Raw genomic sequence first — 14,551 nt, forward strand, 5'->3', positions numbered from 1 at the left:
TGACGATCCTTAAAACGTACAACCCGTTGTGACTGTGCCCACTAGTTGCCCTCCAAGCGCGCCAACGTCGTTGCCGCTGTACCATGCCGCTGGAGACATGGCACTCGCTTGCGCATACCAGTAGGTGCCATAGTCGTTCATTGCGAAATAGGTTCCTTGAATGGCCGGCATCACACTCCCCGTAACGTTCACCATCTCTTGTCTTGGCGTGTACATCGCCCACGCAGTACCAACAGGGCAATTGTCCTTGGTGAACGTCATGCCATCCGTCACGTTCTCGAATTTTCTAGTGACGGTCATATTGCCAAGGGCATTGGTGAGTGCGATATACCGGTTTCCCTTGCAGATGTAGCCTTGGTTTGTCGCACTCGTTGCGATCTGGTTATTGGTGCCGCACCACAGGCCTTCATATATGTTCGCCACCGCCGTTCCAACCGACTGCCAGATACCGCCTGCGCAGATCACATGGCCAGTGCCGGTGGAGCTTCTCCGGGTCGACGTGTCGACACTGCACGCGGTGCCAGGCACTCCGGTATTCGTCAGGTAGGTCTCGCCACCGCTCGTCAATGACGTTGTCGCCGTGACCCGACCTGCGTTGTTGACGTCATTCCCGGCCATGTCAATGGAGGTCTGCATCCGATTTAGTTCCGGATGGCCCGGAACCTGCACCCGATACAAATAGCCGTTGTTGGCCTGTGCGCCGGTAAAAGCAAGCAACGACGCAAGCCTGCCGCTGCCCGGATTCGTGTAGCCGGCCAGCGGGACTTGCCATGCCCCATAAGCGCCGTAGGCCCTGGTAGCCACCATCGTCGGATCGCCGTTCTGCCCCGCATAGGGGACGAAACCACCCTGCGCGCCAGCTTGCGCAGCGATCTGCACGAGCTGGCGTGTGTCCGTGATGGCCCGGCCGCCTTGCGACGTCACGAGCGCCTGCAGATTGTTCGGCGTCGGTTGCAGGACCTGGAGAAGCCAAGTCTGACCAAACACGTTCGTCGCCGAGAATCCGGCAGGCAGATAGCCGCCATTGATCAGCATCGCCGGCGTAACGTTGACGGGCACGCTTGGCGTCGCCTGTGCGACCAGTGTCGCTGCTTCATCCTGCACGAACTGCAGCGCGGCCTTATCAAACACAAGCATCTGGCTCGCCGCGGCGGCCGTCTGCACGTTCGTAACACCCGCCTTTGCCCACGTCACAAAGCCAGCAAAGCTGAGTGTCGAGAGCATCAGTGCGATGAGATATCCGAGTATGGCTTCCATGCGATTTGATTCTCAGGTGTTCAGCTGGACCCAATGAACCAGCGCCCCGACGGGGATGGTCGAAGGCACGCTGTAAGCGATGCCGGTGGACAGGTTGATGGCCGTACCCTGGCTCCGCACACGGAACCACGCGAGACTGCCTTGCGTACTCCCCAGCAGCTCAGCGCCGGCGCCTGACGCGACACGCACGTAGCCATACACGTCGCGCCCGCCGCCCGGATTGGCGACGGCCATGCAGCCTGCGCCGGTGGGCGTCACCATCCCGGACGGCAGCGCCGGGACCAGGCTCGCGCCGACCAGGCCCGGTGTCGTGTCGGCGGTCGACACGCACGCCGCCCCATAGGCCTGGGCCTGCTGCGCGGTGATCGTTGCGACGGATTCCATGCGGCCGGGCACGCCGGCCCCCGGTGCTGCTTGTGACAACTGCCAGCTTTGCGCCACGAGGCCCAGACTGAACAGCACTGTCGCGATCGGCAAGATGAGATAGCCCATAGCCCTCCTCCTCAGAACGTCGCTGCCGCGCCGGAGATCACTGGAAAGTGAGCGTAAAGGTGGCAGTCGCGCTGCATGCGGCGCCAGCGGTGGCCTGATCCGGCAGATTGGCCTGCGTGAAGGTGGTGGTGCCCACGGCCAGCGAGACGTAGTCCTTGAGGCCCATGGCCGTGCTGACACACTGCTTCGCAGTTTGAGCATTGCCTCCACCGAACCGGATCACGCCTTGCGACCCAGCGCTTGCGGCAGACAATGTCACCGCGTTGCCCCATGGGTCCAAGAGCGTGGTGCCACGGACCATGTCCGACGGAAACATCCCGCCGGTGATCATTGCCGGGATGTTCGCAGTGGTGAAGTTGGTGTAGCCATTGCTCCCCTGAGAAAAGCCCGCGCGGGCGTTCGTGATCAGCTGCGAAATATTGGTGGCCACCACGCTCGCCTTGTGGTTTTGGAAGCCGTTATAGCCGGCATAGGCGATACCAGCGAGTGCCAGCAGGCCCAGCACGATCGCGACGATCCGCCCGAGAATCCCATCCATGTCATTTCCCCAAACAAGCACGCCCTGATTTGCGACGCCTCACCATCGTGGACGCGATTCCGACGGTGAAGCGCAGTGGTCCGATGCTTGCCTACTGGAACGTGAGGGTGAAGGTGGCCGTGGCGCTGCAGGCCGCACCGGCGGTCGCCTGGTCGGGCAGGTTGGTCTGGTTGAAGGTCGTCGAGCCGACCGCCAGCGTCACGTAGTCCTTGAGGCCAAGGGCGGTGCTGACACACTGTTTGGCCGTCTGCGCATTGCCGCCGCCGAAGGTGATGACGCCCTGCGATCCGCTATTGGCCGACGCGAGCGTGACGGCATTGCCCCAGGAGTCGATCAGCGTGGTACCGCGCACCATGTCGGACGGAAACATGCCGCTCGTGATCATCGACGCGACGTTTGCCGTCGTGAAGTTTGTATAGCCGTTGTTGCCCTGCGAGAAGCCCGCGCGTGCGTTCGTGATCAGCTGCGAAATGTTGGTGGCCACCACGCTGGCCTTGTGGCTCTGAAAGCCGTTGTAGCCCGCATAGGCAATCCCAGCCAGTGCGAGAAGGCCCAAGACGATAGCGACGATGCGCCCGAGAATGCCATCCATGTGAAGCTCCTAATGTGTATGAATACGGTGGTTGTTAGAACTGGCCCATCGAGGACGTGAGGATCGATGAGAGTGAATTCGAGCCTAGCTGAAGCACGACAAAAGCAAGGAACATCAGGCCGGTGAAGACCGCCGACATCGCCATCCCCTTGGCGAGCAACTGGCGTTCAATCATTTGAGCGTTCTGCCGCACGGCCACCGTGATCTTCTCGGTGAAGTCATCAAAGCCCGCATAGGCGCCAATCTCGTCGATCAGGTCCAGCGACGGAAAGCCGTTCCCCGATTGCCGCATGGCTTCTGTCAGGTCCAGGCCGTCAGCCAGCCCGAGGCGTATCGGCCTCAGACGCGAGGCCAGCCATGGCGACGCCGATCCGATCTGTGCCTCCAGCGCGGCGATGTCCGGGACCTTGGCCCGCAAGAGCGCCACGAACGACATCGCCCAGGTAAAGCCGGTGATTTCACGGTACGCCGTGAACGGGAACACGTGCTGGTCGCAGAATCGCCTGCCAGCCCCGCTCCACCGCGGCAGTGCCCACCAGCTCCAGACGGCATAAACACCGAGACTCCCGAAGATCACCGGTGCCGGCCATCCCACGGCCAACTGGCCCATCCAGTACATGGCGTAGGCCCAATCGGTCCATTTTTCGATCGGCAGGATGTCGAGGAACTGCGGCACGATGTAGCCGCCGATCACCAGCAGGACGGCATACAGGCAGACCAGATACACCGTGGGCGCAAAGAAGCTGGCTTGCAGCTTCTGGCGCAGCCGCGTGGTCAGTTCGCGCACGTCCAGCACCAGCCGCATGGCGTCCGGCAACTGTCCGGCCTTCTCCCCCGCGTCCAGCACGCTGCGCTCCAGATCGCTGAGGCTCGCGCCCATCGCCGCCATCAGCGTCTTGCCGTCGCGCACCTGGCGGCCGACCTCGTGCGCAGCCTCGGCTGCCCGCTTGCGGCCTCGCCGGTCCTGCCGATCCCGGAAGTCCTCAATGACTTGCGCGAGGGTCAGCCCGTTTTCCAGTTGGCTCGATGCCTGTTGATACAGGCGCCGGCGCATTGCCCAAGACAATCCACTCATATGTCCTCCCGCATAGGAATAGCGTCAACGCTTCCCTCAGCGTCGACCGGGCTCAAACGACCGGCCAGCACGAGATCCATCGCGTGCGCAATCATGGGCTTGTCGGAACCCTTCCGGCGCCGATGATTGCGCCGCGCGGCCAAGACACCGTCGTCGATGAAGTCCTGCATCAGTTGCTCGCTGGTGACGACCACCTCGGCAACCGCCTGTTGACCAATGATGGCTTGGCCGTGGCAGTGATCGCAGCCGGCCCCGCGAACGCGCACCTTAGACAAGTCCCCCCACGAGCGCATGGCGTGCAGCATGTATTCCGGCAGCGGCTCCGGCGCCTTGTCGAAGCTAACGGAGCATTTCGGGCAGAGCAGCGGAACGATGCGCTGCGCAATCAGGCCGATGATCTGGGTGTGATTGGCGATAACCTCCATCGCCAGGCGAACATGGTCCAGCATCACCAGTCGGGAGAAGGTCTCGAACGGATCGGTCACGTGCAGCGTCGTCAGAACCTGGTGGCCGGTCGCCGCGGCCTGCAGCGTCGCGATCGCCTCCTCGACGCCCCGGATTTCGCCCAGCAGCACCGCATCGGGGTCCATTCGCAGCGTCATGCGCAGCATCTCCGGGAACCGCTCGCTTTCCGTCGTGAGCTGGATCGCCCAATCCATCGGATACTCGGTCGGGTTCTCGATCGTGATGAGCCGCTTTTGAGGGAAGAGGCGCGCCTGGTGCCGCGTGCACTCAAAGAGAGTCGTGGTCTTGCCGCTACCGGTCGGCCCGGTCACGACGATCACGCCCATGGGGCGGCGCAGCAGCTGCGAGATGAGTTCCACCTGCAGCGGGGTGTAACCCATCTGGCCGAGCTTGAATTCGCCGCCCGGCGCTTTGGGCGTGCGCAGATCGAGCCGTTTGGCTGCATCGACAGCATCCGCCTTCAGTGCGCCTTCGTGGTGCTCCCGGTATTGCAGTCGCGCAACGAGGAAGCCGCCGCCACTCTCCACCGGGTAGGCCGGTCCACGGACGATCCGCACACTCGACAGCCCCGTACCCGGCAGCGCGTCGCCGGCGATCTGGGCGTCCTGTACGTCCAGCGGGTTGTAGGTGGCCGCCTTCACCGTGGCGAGGCCGGTGTACATGGCGCGGATCAGGCGTTCCCCCTCCTCGCGGCGCATCGAAAGGGCCGACACCGTGCGAAGGTCGCCCTTGATGCGTACCTGAATCTCGGTATGGTGCTCGCGAACCAGAATGTGAATGTCCGAGGCGACCAGCACAGCGCAGTCCGCAATCAGCCGGCGCGCGAGGGTCAGGGTCTGCAGGTCGGTGTCCTGTTGCTGGCCGGCGCCGCGCTGTTGTCGCAGCACGGCAAGCTCCTGCGCGGACACCTTGCGCAGTTGGGGCGCCGCACCGCTGCGCCGCAGCTTGGCTTCCCAGGTCAAAAGCCGCGGCGTGCCGAAATGCCGGGCATCCACGTAGATATCGCAGCCGTGCACCGCCAGCACTTGCTGCACGTTGTCATCGGTCAGGCCCAGCTCCTTGGCGACATCCTCCACGTGCAGGCCGCTCTCCGCGACGCGTTGACGAAGCGCTGCCGCTTGGTCGGCCGTCAGATGGTCGAGGTTGCTGGCAACACGGTCGAAGGTGGCCGGCAGGTTGCGCGGATAGAGGATATGGGGCTCAAGCACCTCGGGTGGCTTCGGCAACGCGAGCGCGTCGGACTTCACCGACGGCTCGGCTCGCGTCGCAAATGCGCTGCCTCGGGCCGACTCACTGCGTGGCCTGCGCCACAGACGAGAGATCGTCTCGATCATTGATGACTCCCAGCAGGCGGCACTGCGCCATCCCGCATTGCGTACAGCTTTCCAGTTCCTTTCCATGCCTGGGCGGATGCTTCGTAGCTGACTTCCGTGAGTCGCAGACCCGCCACCCCGTCCAACCCCTCGCCCAAGCCCAGCCACGGCGGTGCGCCAAATCCGATGTCCGCCGTCATTGCAAGCCACGGATCAGCCGGCGTGTTGCCGTCGGCCGGAAGCAGCGGCGGCGGCGAGGTCAGCTGCAAGCCCACACCGGTACCCTGTGCATACGTCCACATGGAACGCTGCGCTTCGGCAGGCCGATTGACCGCGCCCGACGAAGGCAGGAATGCCGCCGGCGCATTCGCGCTCGCCGACGCCTGATTACCGTCGGCGGAAAGCGCACCGGGCGCGTTGGCGGCCAATCCCCCTTCCCGCTTCCAGGTGGTTTCGATCGTCAGGGCCGTCGACGTGGCTGGCTTGCAGCGCCAGCTGGAGAGCGTCCAGCCCGCATCCGCGAGGGCTTGCCGGTCCCACGCGCGACGGCATGCCTGCAGGAAGGCGGTTGGCGTAGCTTCCTCGACCCAAGGTACCGCCCGCTGCCGAGCCGCTTCATTGGCACGCTGCGCGGCAGCGATCGCCCTCTGGCGCATCAACTGCGCTTCGCGCTCAGCTTCCTGCTGCCGGTCGTACCAGTACCAGCCACCCACGAGAATGGCCGCCACCCCAGCCACTGCAGCAACCGTGTATGAGGTCGACTTCCAAGGTCCGGTCAGGACGTCTCGCATGGGCGACACGCCCTTTGACGCCCGCGCCATGTTCGCGAGATCCCGTACTGTCCCTTCGACTTCCGTCCAGTCCCCCAGGGCACGATGCCGCTCTCGGACCGGTGCAAGCTCCTCAAGCGTGCCCACCCGATCGCCGCCGGCGATGACGGCGTGGCCCTGACGGACGGCGATATACCAGTAGAGGCTGCCCTGCAGATGGAAGAGTCCCCGCCACGGCTGGCGGTGCTGGCCGGCCACAATCGCGGCGAGCGGCTTCAGCCCGGCCGGCTTCGCACCGGCGATTGCTTCGCAGAACCCCGTCTGGACGGCGCCTTCCGCGCTTGCATGCACCACGCCCCAGCGGACATTGCGGCCAAGCTCCAGCGCCCGCGCGCGCAGGACGCTCTTGCTCGGCTGGGTTTCCTCGTGCTGCCAGGTCAGCCCGATGGCAAAGCCACCCTTCAGTCCAGGGAATGTCAGGATCTCAGCCATCGCTCACGGCCTCAGCGTGCGCACGCGCTTGCCGTTGGCAAGCTTCACTCCGCCGTCGTCGATGCTCACGACCTTCCAGCCACCCTCTAGCGAGTCGCCAGCCTGGACCGGCACCGTGCGGCCGCTGACATCCACAACGGCGTTGTAGTGACCATCAAACGCGCGCAGCGACACCAGCCGGGGCGCTTCCGGCGCGAGCCGCGGCGCGCGCTCTGCGACGCCGCCCGTCGGCATTGGGCCGCCCAACGAAACCGACGGCACGCCAGCTCCCGGCGGCACCCCAGCAGGAGCTGCCACCATGGAATCCTCGGCACGTTTGACTTCCGCCTTGAACTTGGCGATTTCGGCGCGTGCCTTCCACAAGGCAAGCTGGGACTGCAACGCAGCGAGTTCGGGCGCATCTGTGGGGCGCGACGGTTGTGCCGCCTCCACCGGGGGCGCGCCGGGCACTGTGGAGGTTCCATTGGTGGCTGCTGGGGTGCCAGCAACCGGCTGCGCCGCCTGGCCGGTGCCCGGTTGCGACGTCACTGAGCCGCCGCCCGCCGATGCGATCGCCGCCGCAACAGGGTTCGACAGCGTCGACGCCGCATTGGCAGGAGCGGTCACCGAGAAGCCGACGGTAGCGGCGATGGCCAGCGCGGCCGGGGTCCAACGAAGATTGAATGCGCGATTCTGCATGGAGGTCTCTCTGTTACAGCAAGCGGGCCGAGATCATGATGGCGATGACCGTGTCTCCCCTGAGGGCACCAACCCCGCCGCCGAGCGCAGCCATCCAGGGTTCACCCACGCCGTTGTTGGTCGAGGACGCCTTCTGGTTGCGCAGGCCAGTGAGTACAAGAGATTCACCGGGCTTGAGGGTGATCGACTGTGTGAACCGGTTGGTTGGCATGGTGCGCAGCTGCACGCTGGTCTGGTTCGCATCGCCGCCCGAGTTGAATCGCTGCAGCGGCAGCAGGTCCGACAGCGTCATGTCGAAATTCATCAGGATGCGGCCATCGACAACCTTCGGCAGGAAGTTGCTGGTGAAGCCATAGGTCACCGTTCCGGTCTGGATAGAACTGGTGGAACCCACGTTGGCAGCCAGCGTCGTTTGCGACTGCGCGACATAGTCCTGCAGCGTGGCGGTCTGCAGGGCCAACACCTTGCCGTTCTGCGTCACGCCCGAGCGCGACACCACCTGCGACACATTGCCGAGCGTCGAGAGCGCTTGCACCACGGCCTTGCTGCCGGCGAAAGGACCACTCATGATCGTCGCGCCCAGATTCATGGGGGTGGCGCTCCCTGAGATCGTTGGCGAGCTGACGGAACTGAACGAGACGTCGGGCTTACCGCTGGAGCTTTGGTAGGCAAGCGACAGGTTCAGACCAAAATTGTCCTCGCGCGTGACGCGCACCTCGTAGACCTGTACGTCGATGGCGACCTGCTTGCCATACATCGCCACGAGGCTCTTGACGAACTGCTCAATGCGGTCGCACTGCACGGGGTCGCCGGTGACCGTCAGCGTGCCAAGATTCTTGTCGACCACGACCTCGGCGCTCGCGCCAGCGACTGCCTTCGCGGTCGCCTGCAGCGTTTCCCAGGGCTTCATCTCTGTAGACATCGTCATGGACTGGCCGCTTCGTCCCGCCCCGCTTCCACCAGACCCATTGCCGCCGGCGCCGGCCGTGCCGCCGGAACTGCTGTCCGACGTGGTGATCGAGCCATTCATGGAGGACGAATCCGCGAGGCTCGGCAGCATGAAGGTCCGCGTCTCCGTCCTGAAGAAAGACACCGTGCCGTCGTTGTAACGCGACCAGACCCCGAAATGTGCCTCGACGGCATCAAGGAAGCCCTTGAAGCTGCCTTCGTACCTGAGGGTCAGGGGCATAGTCATTCCCATGCCGGCACCCTGGCCCCCCGCAGACGTGCCGGCCAGCGAGGTGGCCAGGTCCACGCGCGGCGTTCCACCCATCGGGATAGGACCAGTCGGCCGCGCAGCGCCGGCCGGCTGGGTCGGCGCGGTGCCAGACACAGAGGTTGCGACGGCGGATGCGTCTACCGTCGCACGCACGCCGATACTCTGTGCGATCCAGCTCGCCGCTTCGGTCAACGAGCCAAGCGTGCCCCTGAACACCACATGCTTGTTATAGATGTCCGGCTGCGGCTTGCTGGCGCGGATCTTTTCCCCCATCAGCCATGCACCTTCATGCACCCGGAACACCGGGCGGCTGCGTGGCGCGTCCGCGTAGGCCGCATGCGCGTCGCTGCCGATGGCATTCTGCAAGTTGCGCGTCTCCATCACACCGCAGCCTGACAGCAGCGTTGCAGCCGCGACGGTCGCCGCCGTGTAGCGCGCCGTATTCCTCTTCAATTGCATCATCACTGCACCATCCCGTTTTGGCTGATAATCACCGTGCGATTGCCACGCCAGCTATCGCCCACCACGTCCGCACCGTTGTTGGCGAGTTCTTCGACCACGCGCTTGACGGCGCTCTCGAAGTCACTGCCGTAGTCCTTGTCGCCGGGCACAATCCAGCCGTCCGGGACATTCCATGCGACGGTCCAACCGGCCCGATTCGCCCAGTTCTGAAGCTGCTGTTGCAGCGCCTCCCCTTTCACAAGCCGGAACACAACACCAGCCGCCGGCGCGACGCTCGGCACTGCCGGCGTGCTCGCCTTGGTCGGTGCCGCGGCCACGGAGGCAGAATTCGCGGCCAGCATGGTCGGGTTGACGGCAGCCTTGGTGGCACGGAGCGGCTGCAGGTGCTGCCAGCCGTCGTTCGACAGCTGCGACGCGTGCGCCGCTGGCATGATCAGGCCGCTCAGCAACGACGCTGCGGCGACGGCAATGCGGGTGGTTCGGTTGAGTTGGCACATAGCTATGCGTTCGATTGAGGTGAAGGAACTACCGCAAGGCGGCGCGCTGCAGCGCCTGCCACCGCGCATGAATCTGATTGGCGTAGCGCAACTGCTTGTCGGGTGAGGAGGCGTTGTAAGCCCCGACTGCTTTCCACGTCGGCCCAAAACGCTGGATGTTCTCGCGCAGAATCCACGCGCCGACGTAGGCATTGATGCATCCATCAAACAGGTGGGTGCGCGTGATGCCATACTGGCCCAGCCGCGGCAGGTGGATGGAGTTGATCTGCATGAGGCCGATATCTTCGGAGCCATTGGTATTGCGGTTCGTGACCCAAGAACGCATGCCGGACTCCTGCATGGCGATGCTCCGTAGCAGAGACGGGCTGACGCCGTGAAACATCGCGGCATCATCCAGGCAGTCGGCATGGGCGGCGCCGGTCAGCAAGACCGTGCAGACGACCGCAATCGCACCGATCCTCACAGCGCCACCTTTCCAGGCTGCTCTTTGAATCGGACCTGCGGCACGCGATCCACGTAGACCACACTCCCATCCGCGATCACGGTCAGGCGTGCGGCGATCCCATTGAACTTGTAATACCGATCCTTGAGTTCGCCGTTGCGCTGGTGTTCATCGCCGAACACCGACACGCTCACCAGCGACTTGCCAAAGCTGAGATAGGTCGCACCGTCCTTTTCGAAGACCATTTCCAGACCTGCGCCGTTCTGGTTCGGGAACTCATAGTCGATCTCCGGGGTGCGCATCACGTCGACAGACTTGCCATCCGCCGTCGCCGTGAATCGATCGACCGTGGCGAAGGACAGTACGCGCTGGGCCTCATCCCACTTCGTCCAGATCTTGCTGTCGGATGCGTCGCGCAAGACCAGGTCCTTGGGCTCCTGCTCGAACCGAATCTCAATGCGGCCCTGCTTGGTGTCGCGGATCGCCATGGCACCGAATGCCGATGCCAGCGTCGGGCCCTCAGGCAGCGGTGTTCCGGCCACCGGCGTTACCGCATCGGCAGGGGCAGCAGGCAACGTGGCCGGCGAAGCTCGCGCCGTGTCAGCTGTCGGCGCAGCGGCCTGAAGCTTCCCGTCGGCGGTTGCGGCTGCGACGCCACCCTCGACCACGGCGAAGCTCTTCGGTGGGCCGGCGCGCAGCGCGATGTTGCGGCGGCTGAAATCCACTTCGCCGTAGAGGTTGCGCTGCTCAAGCACGCGGCCGAGCGCCTGCAGCCAGTTTTCTCCGCCGCGCGTTTCGAGGGTCACCTCTTCGGACAAAGGGATGTCCTTCTGCGCGGTGCCGCTCCATCCTGCGGGCGCGATCGACTTGACCAGCTGCGCGAGCGGCAGGTTGGAGCGGCCGGCGCGCACCAAAGGCTGGCTGGCATAGCTGCCGATCAGTGCGAGGCGCCCAGAGATTGCGGCGGGGCTACGGGCCGTTTCGCCCACTGGATTAGCCGGCTCCGACGTGAAGCCGTTTGCACGCTTCCAGCGCGCGACCACACTCTGGCCGTTCACGATGTAGCGAACCACGTCGGGAACGCCCTCTATCACCCAGTAAGGGCCACTCTGGATCGCGCCATCTGCCTGCACGGCCTGGCCATGTCGCGGCTGGATGTAGGTCGACAGCCCATCGTTGAACACCATGGCGGGGCGATCGGCAGCGCGCGCGACGACCTGATAGTCGAAGTCCAGCGGGTCGGTGTCGGCCGCCATGGCGTTCGTCGCCATCAGAGCAAGTGCGGAGAGGATAAGCGGCCTGATCATTGGAATTGGGCGACGTGTTTCATGAATCGGGAGAAGTACGGCCCACCGCGCTCTGGGTTCGCGCTGTGGTACCACGCTACCGCCTTCATGGCGGAGCCACTGCGTTGCAGGTTCTCGGTCAGAATGTCTTCTGCCACGCGGATGTTTGTCGCCGGCGCGAGGGCATCCCACGGCGAAGCGAACCGCTTGCCGTGGTAGCACCAGTTCACCTGCATCAGCCCGACATCGAAATCGCAGCGTTGGTTGGCGAGCAACCGGTTGATGGCCGCGTACGCCTCCTCGCGCGTCGAGAAGAACATGCCGCGTCCCGCCACATTGAGCGTCCACGGCCAGGGGCGGCCGCGGTAGGACGACTCGTTCATGGCAATGCCCGCCGTGATCTTGGGGTCCACCCGGCTTCCCATTTGGGCGAAAGGTTCCGTCTTGGGCGCGCACGCCCAGCCGCCGCGCCGCTCGGCCAGCGCTTCCTGTGCGACATCGCTCAGTGCGGGCGGGCGCAGCCAACCCTCGCGCACGAGCAATGCGGAGATCGGTACGGTTTTTCCGGCAAGCGTAACGACTGGGCCAGTCTCCACACCGGGATCGATCTGCGCACCGAGCAGACGCGCCGACCACCCAAGGAAGGCTTCCAGTCCGCAATACAGGACCGGCTTGCCTTCGAGGGTGTGCACACGCGCCTGGCCGTCCACCTTCACCACGATGGCGTTCGGGCTAATGACCGCATCGATCGTTGCAGCCTGTGCGCCAGCAGTGATGAGCCCCGCGCTCATCAGGACGAGGACGCCGGCAATCCGCTTAGTCACGATAGGCCTCTAGAACGATGTCATGCTTGACCTGGACCATCATCTTCTGCCCCGGCTCGGTCGTGATGGTCGGACGGATATTCTGGTTGCGGTTCAGGATCGTCTGCGCCGTCTGCGTGGCAATTTGCCCCGCAGCGTTTCCATAGGCGACCAGACCGGCCGGCCCGACGGTGGTCGTCGTCGGGTTATCGTTGAAACGAAGCGAGAGCGCACCGATCACCAGCGCACCGCTGAAGATCCTCAAGAAGTGGTTGTTGACGTCGCCGCTATTACCAGCGGTCCCATCTGGATCGGCACCCTGCATCCCCAAGAGCGGCACGGTTTTGCCGTTGGGCAGTTGCATCCGCACGAACGCCGTGAGAATGCGCTCCTGCCCGATGGCGATGTCGGCGCTATACATGCCGACCAGCGTGCTGCCGGCAGGGATCACTTTGCAAGTACCCTGCACGGTGTCGTAGATGTCCTGGGACACGGTGGCGCGGAACTCGCCCGGCTTGTCCGAGTTGAGGCCGCCGGCAAACACTGCCGGGATTACAAAGCCTCGGCTGACCGTGCATTTCGGCAACTTTCCATCGAAGCCGGTTCGCAACGTGCTCATGCTCCCGGCGTCACGCAGGAACTGCCGGTCACCCGAGACTTGCTGTGGCGTCGCGTTGTCCTGTGCGAGCGCGGCTGCATTCGCAGCGCCTTGGCGAGCCGCCACCGCTTGCTGGATCGCGCGCATTTGCGCAGGGTCCGAGACATCCGCCATCCCGGCAGGCACTCGCCCTTGATTCAGTTGAGACTTGCGCACGCCAGACTTGAACACCGGTGCCGTGTAGAGGTCATCCTCCTCGTTCTTCTTGGCATCCACCGCTGGCGTAGCCTTGCCACCGCCGTTCAGATCGGCAGCGGTCAGTACCGGCTTTTTGGTGTCCGGCACAATGGCTTCCTTGCGCTGCTTGTCGGCTTCCTCGCGGGCCTTGTCCGCCTGTGCGCGAATTGCCGCCTCAAGGCTTTGTCCGTTGTCAGCATTGCCCGCGCGCTGCTTGATCTGATCCGCGCGCGCCTGTTCGGCCTTCGCCTCCAGCTGCTCGTCCGTGATCGTCTGGAAGTAGTAGCCCAGCACGCCCACCAGCACCGCCGTGACGCCGCCGAGGGCGAACATGACGTTGCGGGGCAACTTCCCCTTCACCGTACGAACTTGCGCATCGCTCACGGATGCTGCGTTCGGGTCCATTTTGGAGGCGCGCATCAGAACAGCCCCAGGACACGACGGCGGCCCCGCTCGATCTTGATCTCATCTTCACCGGCGCGCAGGACGATGGTATCGGCGAGGCGCTGCACCACAAGATAGCCGCCGCGACGGATTTGATTGACTACCACGAAGTCGCTTCCGTCCTTCACCAGTGCGACCGGCCAGCTCTGCAGCGCGGCGGCAGGCAGCCGCAGCCACAGCGCCTTGCCATCGTCGAACGCGGTCTCGGGCTTGAAGCTGGCAGTGCCGGAAATGGAATACTCGAAGTTCAACTGGTCCGGCGACACCGCGACGGCGTCAGGGTTGCGCGCTTCGGCGGCTGACCTGGCATCCTCCCCTTGCTCGCCGCGTGCATCGTTGCGCGCCTTGACCTTGGCCGAGATGGAGGTCGGAATACGGAAGCGCACCTTCTGGTAAAAGATGCCGCCCAGCGGCGAAGACACCAGCGTGAACTCGTAGCTACGCTTGTTCGTGTTCACCGACAGCGTATTGACGAGACCTGGCGCTTGCGGCTTCACGTAGAGATGGTTGGCACCATCCGTGTCGTAATCCCAGCGCACGTTCTCGCCCCAGGCCGGGTCGCCAACGATCTGCTCATCGTCCGGGAACTCGATCGTCGTAACTTTCAGGGGCGCGCTCAGCACGCGGAAGATCTGGTCGCGACTATACGTGAACACCACCAGGCGCGAGTCACCCGGCAACGCGATCGGGTCGACACCGCCGTTGAACGGGTTGCCCGGGTTCATGGCATCGCTCAGGTCACCGATACCAAGGCCGGCGACGCCTGCGCCGAGGCGGCGCCCATTCTTTTCCGCCGCGTTGCCATCGGGGATGGAGAGCAACAGTGACAGGCCAAGGGCGATGGCGAGCGGAAGAAGTCGGGAGGGGTTGCGCGCTTCCATGGGCATAGGC

15 protein-coding genes are annotated in these 14,551 nt (G+C 64.3%); all 15 read right to left on the reverse strand.

All coding sequences use genetic code 11. The features are described 5' to 3' along the window. Positions 1–9: 9 nt before the first annotated feature. The 15 genes from pilV to IPF36_RS16835 all read right to left on the reverse strand — a co-directional run bounded on the left by pilV (position 10) and on the right by IPF36_RS16835 (position 14,541). Entirely contained in the window at positions 10–1,257 is a 1,248-nt protein-coding gene (gene pilV, locus IPF36_RS16765) for a shufflon system plasmid conjugative transfer pilus tip adhesin PilV (protein WP_195428983.1), read from the reverse strand. A 12-nt stretch (positions 1,258–1,269) separates the two neighbouring features. After that, on the reverse strand, positions 1,270–1,749 hold the full coding sequence (locus IPF36_RS16770) for a hypothetical protein (protein ID WP_195428985.1): 480 nt from the start codon (positions 1,747–1,749) through the stop codon (positions 1,270–1,272). A gap of 37 nt (positions 1,750–1,786) precedes the next feature. After that, a complete protein-coding gene (locus tag IPF36_RS16775; protein ID WP_195428988.1) occupies positions 1,787–2,287 on the reverse strand; it encodes a prepilin type IV pili in 501 nt (166 codons plus the stop codon). A 91-nt stretch (positions 2,288–2,378) separates the two neighbouring features. Beyond that, a complete protein-coding gene (locus IPF36_RS16780) occupies positions 2,379–2,879 on the reverse strand; it encodes a prepilin type IV pili (protein ID WP_195428990.1) in 501 nt (166 codons plus the stop codon). Between the two features lie 34 nt (positions 2,880–2,913). Further along, on the reverse strand, positions 2,914–3,954 hold the full coding sequence (locus IPF36_RS16785; protein ID WP_195428999.1) for a type II secretion system F family protein: 1,041 nt from the start codon (positions 3,952–3,954) through the stop codon (positions 2,914–2,916). Further along, entirely contained in the window at positions 3,951–5,753 is a 1,803-nt protein-coding gene (locus IPF36_RS16790; RefSeq protein ID WP_195429010.1) for a GspE/PulE family protein, read from the reverse strand. The genes IPF36_RS16785 and IPF36_RS16790 overlap by 4 nt, the downstream gene beginning before the upstream one ends. Next, positions 5,750–6,994, reverse strand: a complete 1,245-nt coding sequence (gene pilO2, locus IPF36_RS16795) for a type 4b pilus protein PilO2 (RefSeq protein WP_195429020.1) — start codon at positions 6,992–6,994, stop codon at positions 5,750–5,752. The genes IPF36_RS16790 and pilO2 overlap by 4 nt, the downstream gene beginning before the upstream one ends. A 3-nt stretch (positions 6,995–6,997) precedes the next feature. After that, the gene (gene pilP / locus IPF36_RS34385; protein ID WP_218959603.1) at positions 6,998–7,672 is read right to left on the reverse strand and encodes a type IV pilus biogenesis protein PilP; all 675 of its coding nucleotides are present in this window, start codon (positions 7,670–7,672) and stop codon (positions 6,998–7,000) included. A 13-nt stretch (positions 7,673–7,685) separates the two neighbouring features. Next, positions 7,686–9,353 carry a type II secretion system protein GspD gene (locus IPF36_RS16805; protein ID WP_195429021.1) on the reverse strand — a complete coding sequence of 556 codons (1,668 nt, stop codon included), beginning with the start codon at positions 9,351–9,353 and terminating at the stop codon, positions 7,686–7,688. After that, positions 9,353–9,850: a toxin co-regulated pilus biosynthesis Q family protein gene (locus tag IPF36_RS16810; RefSeq protein WP_195429023.1), complete on the reverse strand. Its 498-nt coding sequence runs from the start codon at positions 9,848–9,850 to the stop codon at positions 9,353–9,355. The genes IPF36_RS16805 and IPF36_RS16810 overlap by 1 nt, the downstream gene beginning before the upstream one ends. A gap of 28 nt (positions 9,851–9,878) precedes the next feature. Beyond that, entirely contained in the window at positions 9,879–10,313 is a 435-nt protein-coding gene (locus tag IPF36_RS16815) for a lytic transglycosylase domain-containing protein (protein WP_195429025.1), read from the reverse strand. After that, the gene (locus tag IPF36_RS16820) at positions 10,310–11,599 is read right to left on the reverse strand and encodes a TrbG/VirB9 family P-type conjugative transfer protein (RefSeq protein ID WP_195429027.1); all 1,290 of its coding nucleotides are present in this window, start codon (positions 11,597–11,599) and stop codon (positions 10,310–10,312) included. The genes IPF36_RS16815 and IPF36_RS16820 overlap by 4 nt, the downstream gene beginning before the upstream one ends. After that, entirely contained in the window at positions 11,596–12,402 is an 807-nt protein-coding gene (locus IPF36_RS16825) for a lytic transglycosylase (protein WP_368671162.1), read from the reverse strand. The genes IPF36_RS16820 and IPF36_RS16825 overlap by 4 nt, the downstream gene beginning before the upstream one ends. Further along, on the reverse strand, positions 12,395–13,636 hold the full coding sequence (locus tag IPF36_RS16830) for a TrbI/VirB10 family protein (RefSeq protein WP_255519809.1): 1,242 nt from the start codon (positions 13,634–13,636) through the stop codon (positions 12,395–12,397). The genes IPF36_RS16825 and IPF36_RS16830 overlap by 8 nt, the downstream gene beginning before the upstream one ends. Further along, positions 13,636–14,541: a TrbG/VirB9 family P-type conjugative transfer protein gene (locus IPF36_RS16835; protein WP_195429028.1), complete on the reverse strand. Its 906-nt coding sequence runs from the start codon at positions 14,539–14,541 to the stop codon at positions 13,636–13,638. Before IPF36_RS16835 ends, IPF36_RS16830 begins: the two co-directional genes overlap by 1 nt. Positions 14,542–14,551: the final 10 nt, after the last annotated feature.

The sequence above is a fragment of the Cupriavidus sp. IK-TO18 genome (genome assembly GCF_015549295.1).
GTDB classification, from domain to species: Bacteria; Pseudomonadota; Gammaproteobacteria; order Burkholderiales; family Burkholderiaceae; genus Cupriavidus; species Cupriavidus oxalaticus_A.

Coding starts and splice junctions, on each gene's coding strand:
- IPF36_RS16820 (WP_195429027.1), bottom strand. CDS start 11,599: ATGATCAGGCCGCTTATCCTCTCCGCACTTGCTCTGATGGCGACGAAC.
- IPF36_RS16830 (WP_255519809.1), bottom strand. CDS start 13,636: ATGCGCGCCTCCAAAATGGACCCGAACGCAGCATCCGTGAGCGATGCG.
- pilV (WP_195428983.1), bottom strand. CDS start 1,257: ATGGAAGCCATACTCGGATATCTCATCGCACTGATGCTCTCGACACTC.
- IPF36_RS16835 (WP_195429028.1), bottom strand. CDS start 14,541: ATGGAAGCGCGCAACCCCTCCCGACTTCTTCCGCTCGCCATCGCCCTT.
- IPF36_RS16770 (WP_195428985.1), bottom strand. CDS start 1,749: ATGGGCTATCTCATCTTGCCGATCGCGACAGTGCTGTTCAGTCTGGGC.
- IPF36_RS16790 (WP_195429010.1), bottom strand. CDS start 5,753: ATGATCGAGACGATCTCTCGTCTGTGGCGCAGGCCACGCAGTGAGTCG.
- pilO2 (WP_195429020.1), bottom strand. CDS start 6,994: ATGGCTGAGATCCTGACATTCCCTGGACTGAAGGGTGGCTTTGCCATC.
- IPF36_RS16805 (WP_195429021.1), bottom strand. CDS start 9,353: ATGATGCAATTGAAGAGGAATACGGCGCGCTACACGGCGGCGACCGTC.
- IPF36_RS16785 (WP_195428999.1), bottom strand. CDS start 3,954: ATGAGTGGATTGTCTTGGGCAATGCGCCGGCGCCTGTATCAACAGGCA.
- IPF36_RS16810 (WP_195429023.1), bottom strand. CDS start 9,850: ATGTGCCAACTCAACCGAACCACCCGCATTGCCGTCGCCGCAGCGTCG.
- IPF36_RS16780 (WP_195428990.1), bottom strand. CDS start 2,879: ATGGATGGCATTCTCGGGCGCATCGTCGCTATCGTCTTGGGCCTTCTC.
- IPF36_RS16775 (WP_195428988.1), bottom strand. CDS start 2,287: ATGGATGGGATTCTCGGGCGGATCGTCGCGATCGTGCTGGGCCTGCTG.
- pilP (WP_218959603.1), bottom strand. CDS start 7,672: ATGCAGAATCGCGCATTCAATCTTCGTTGGACCCCGGCCGCGCTGGCC.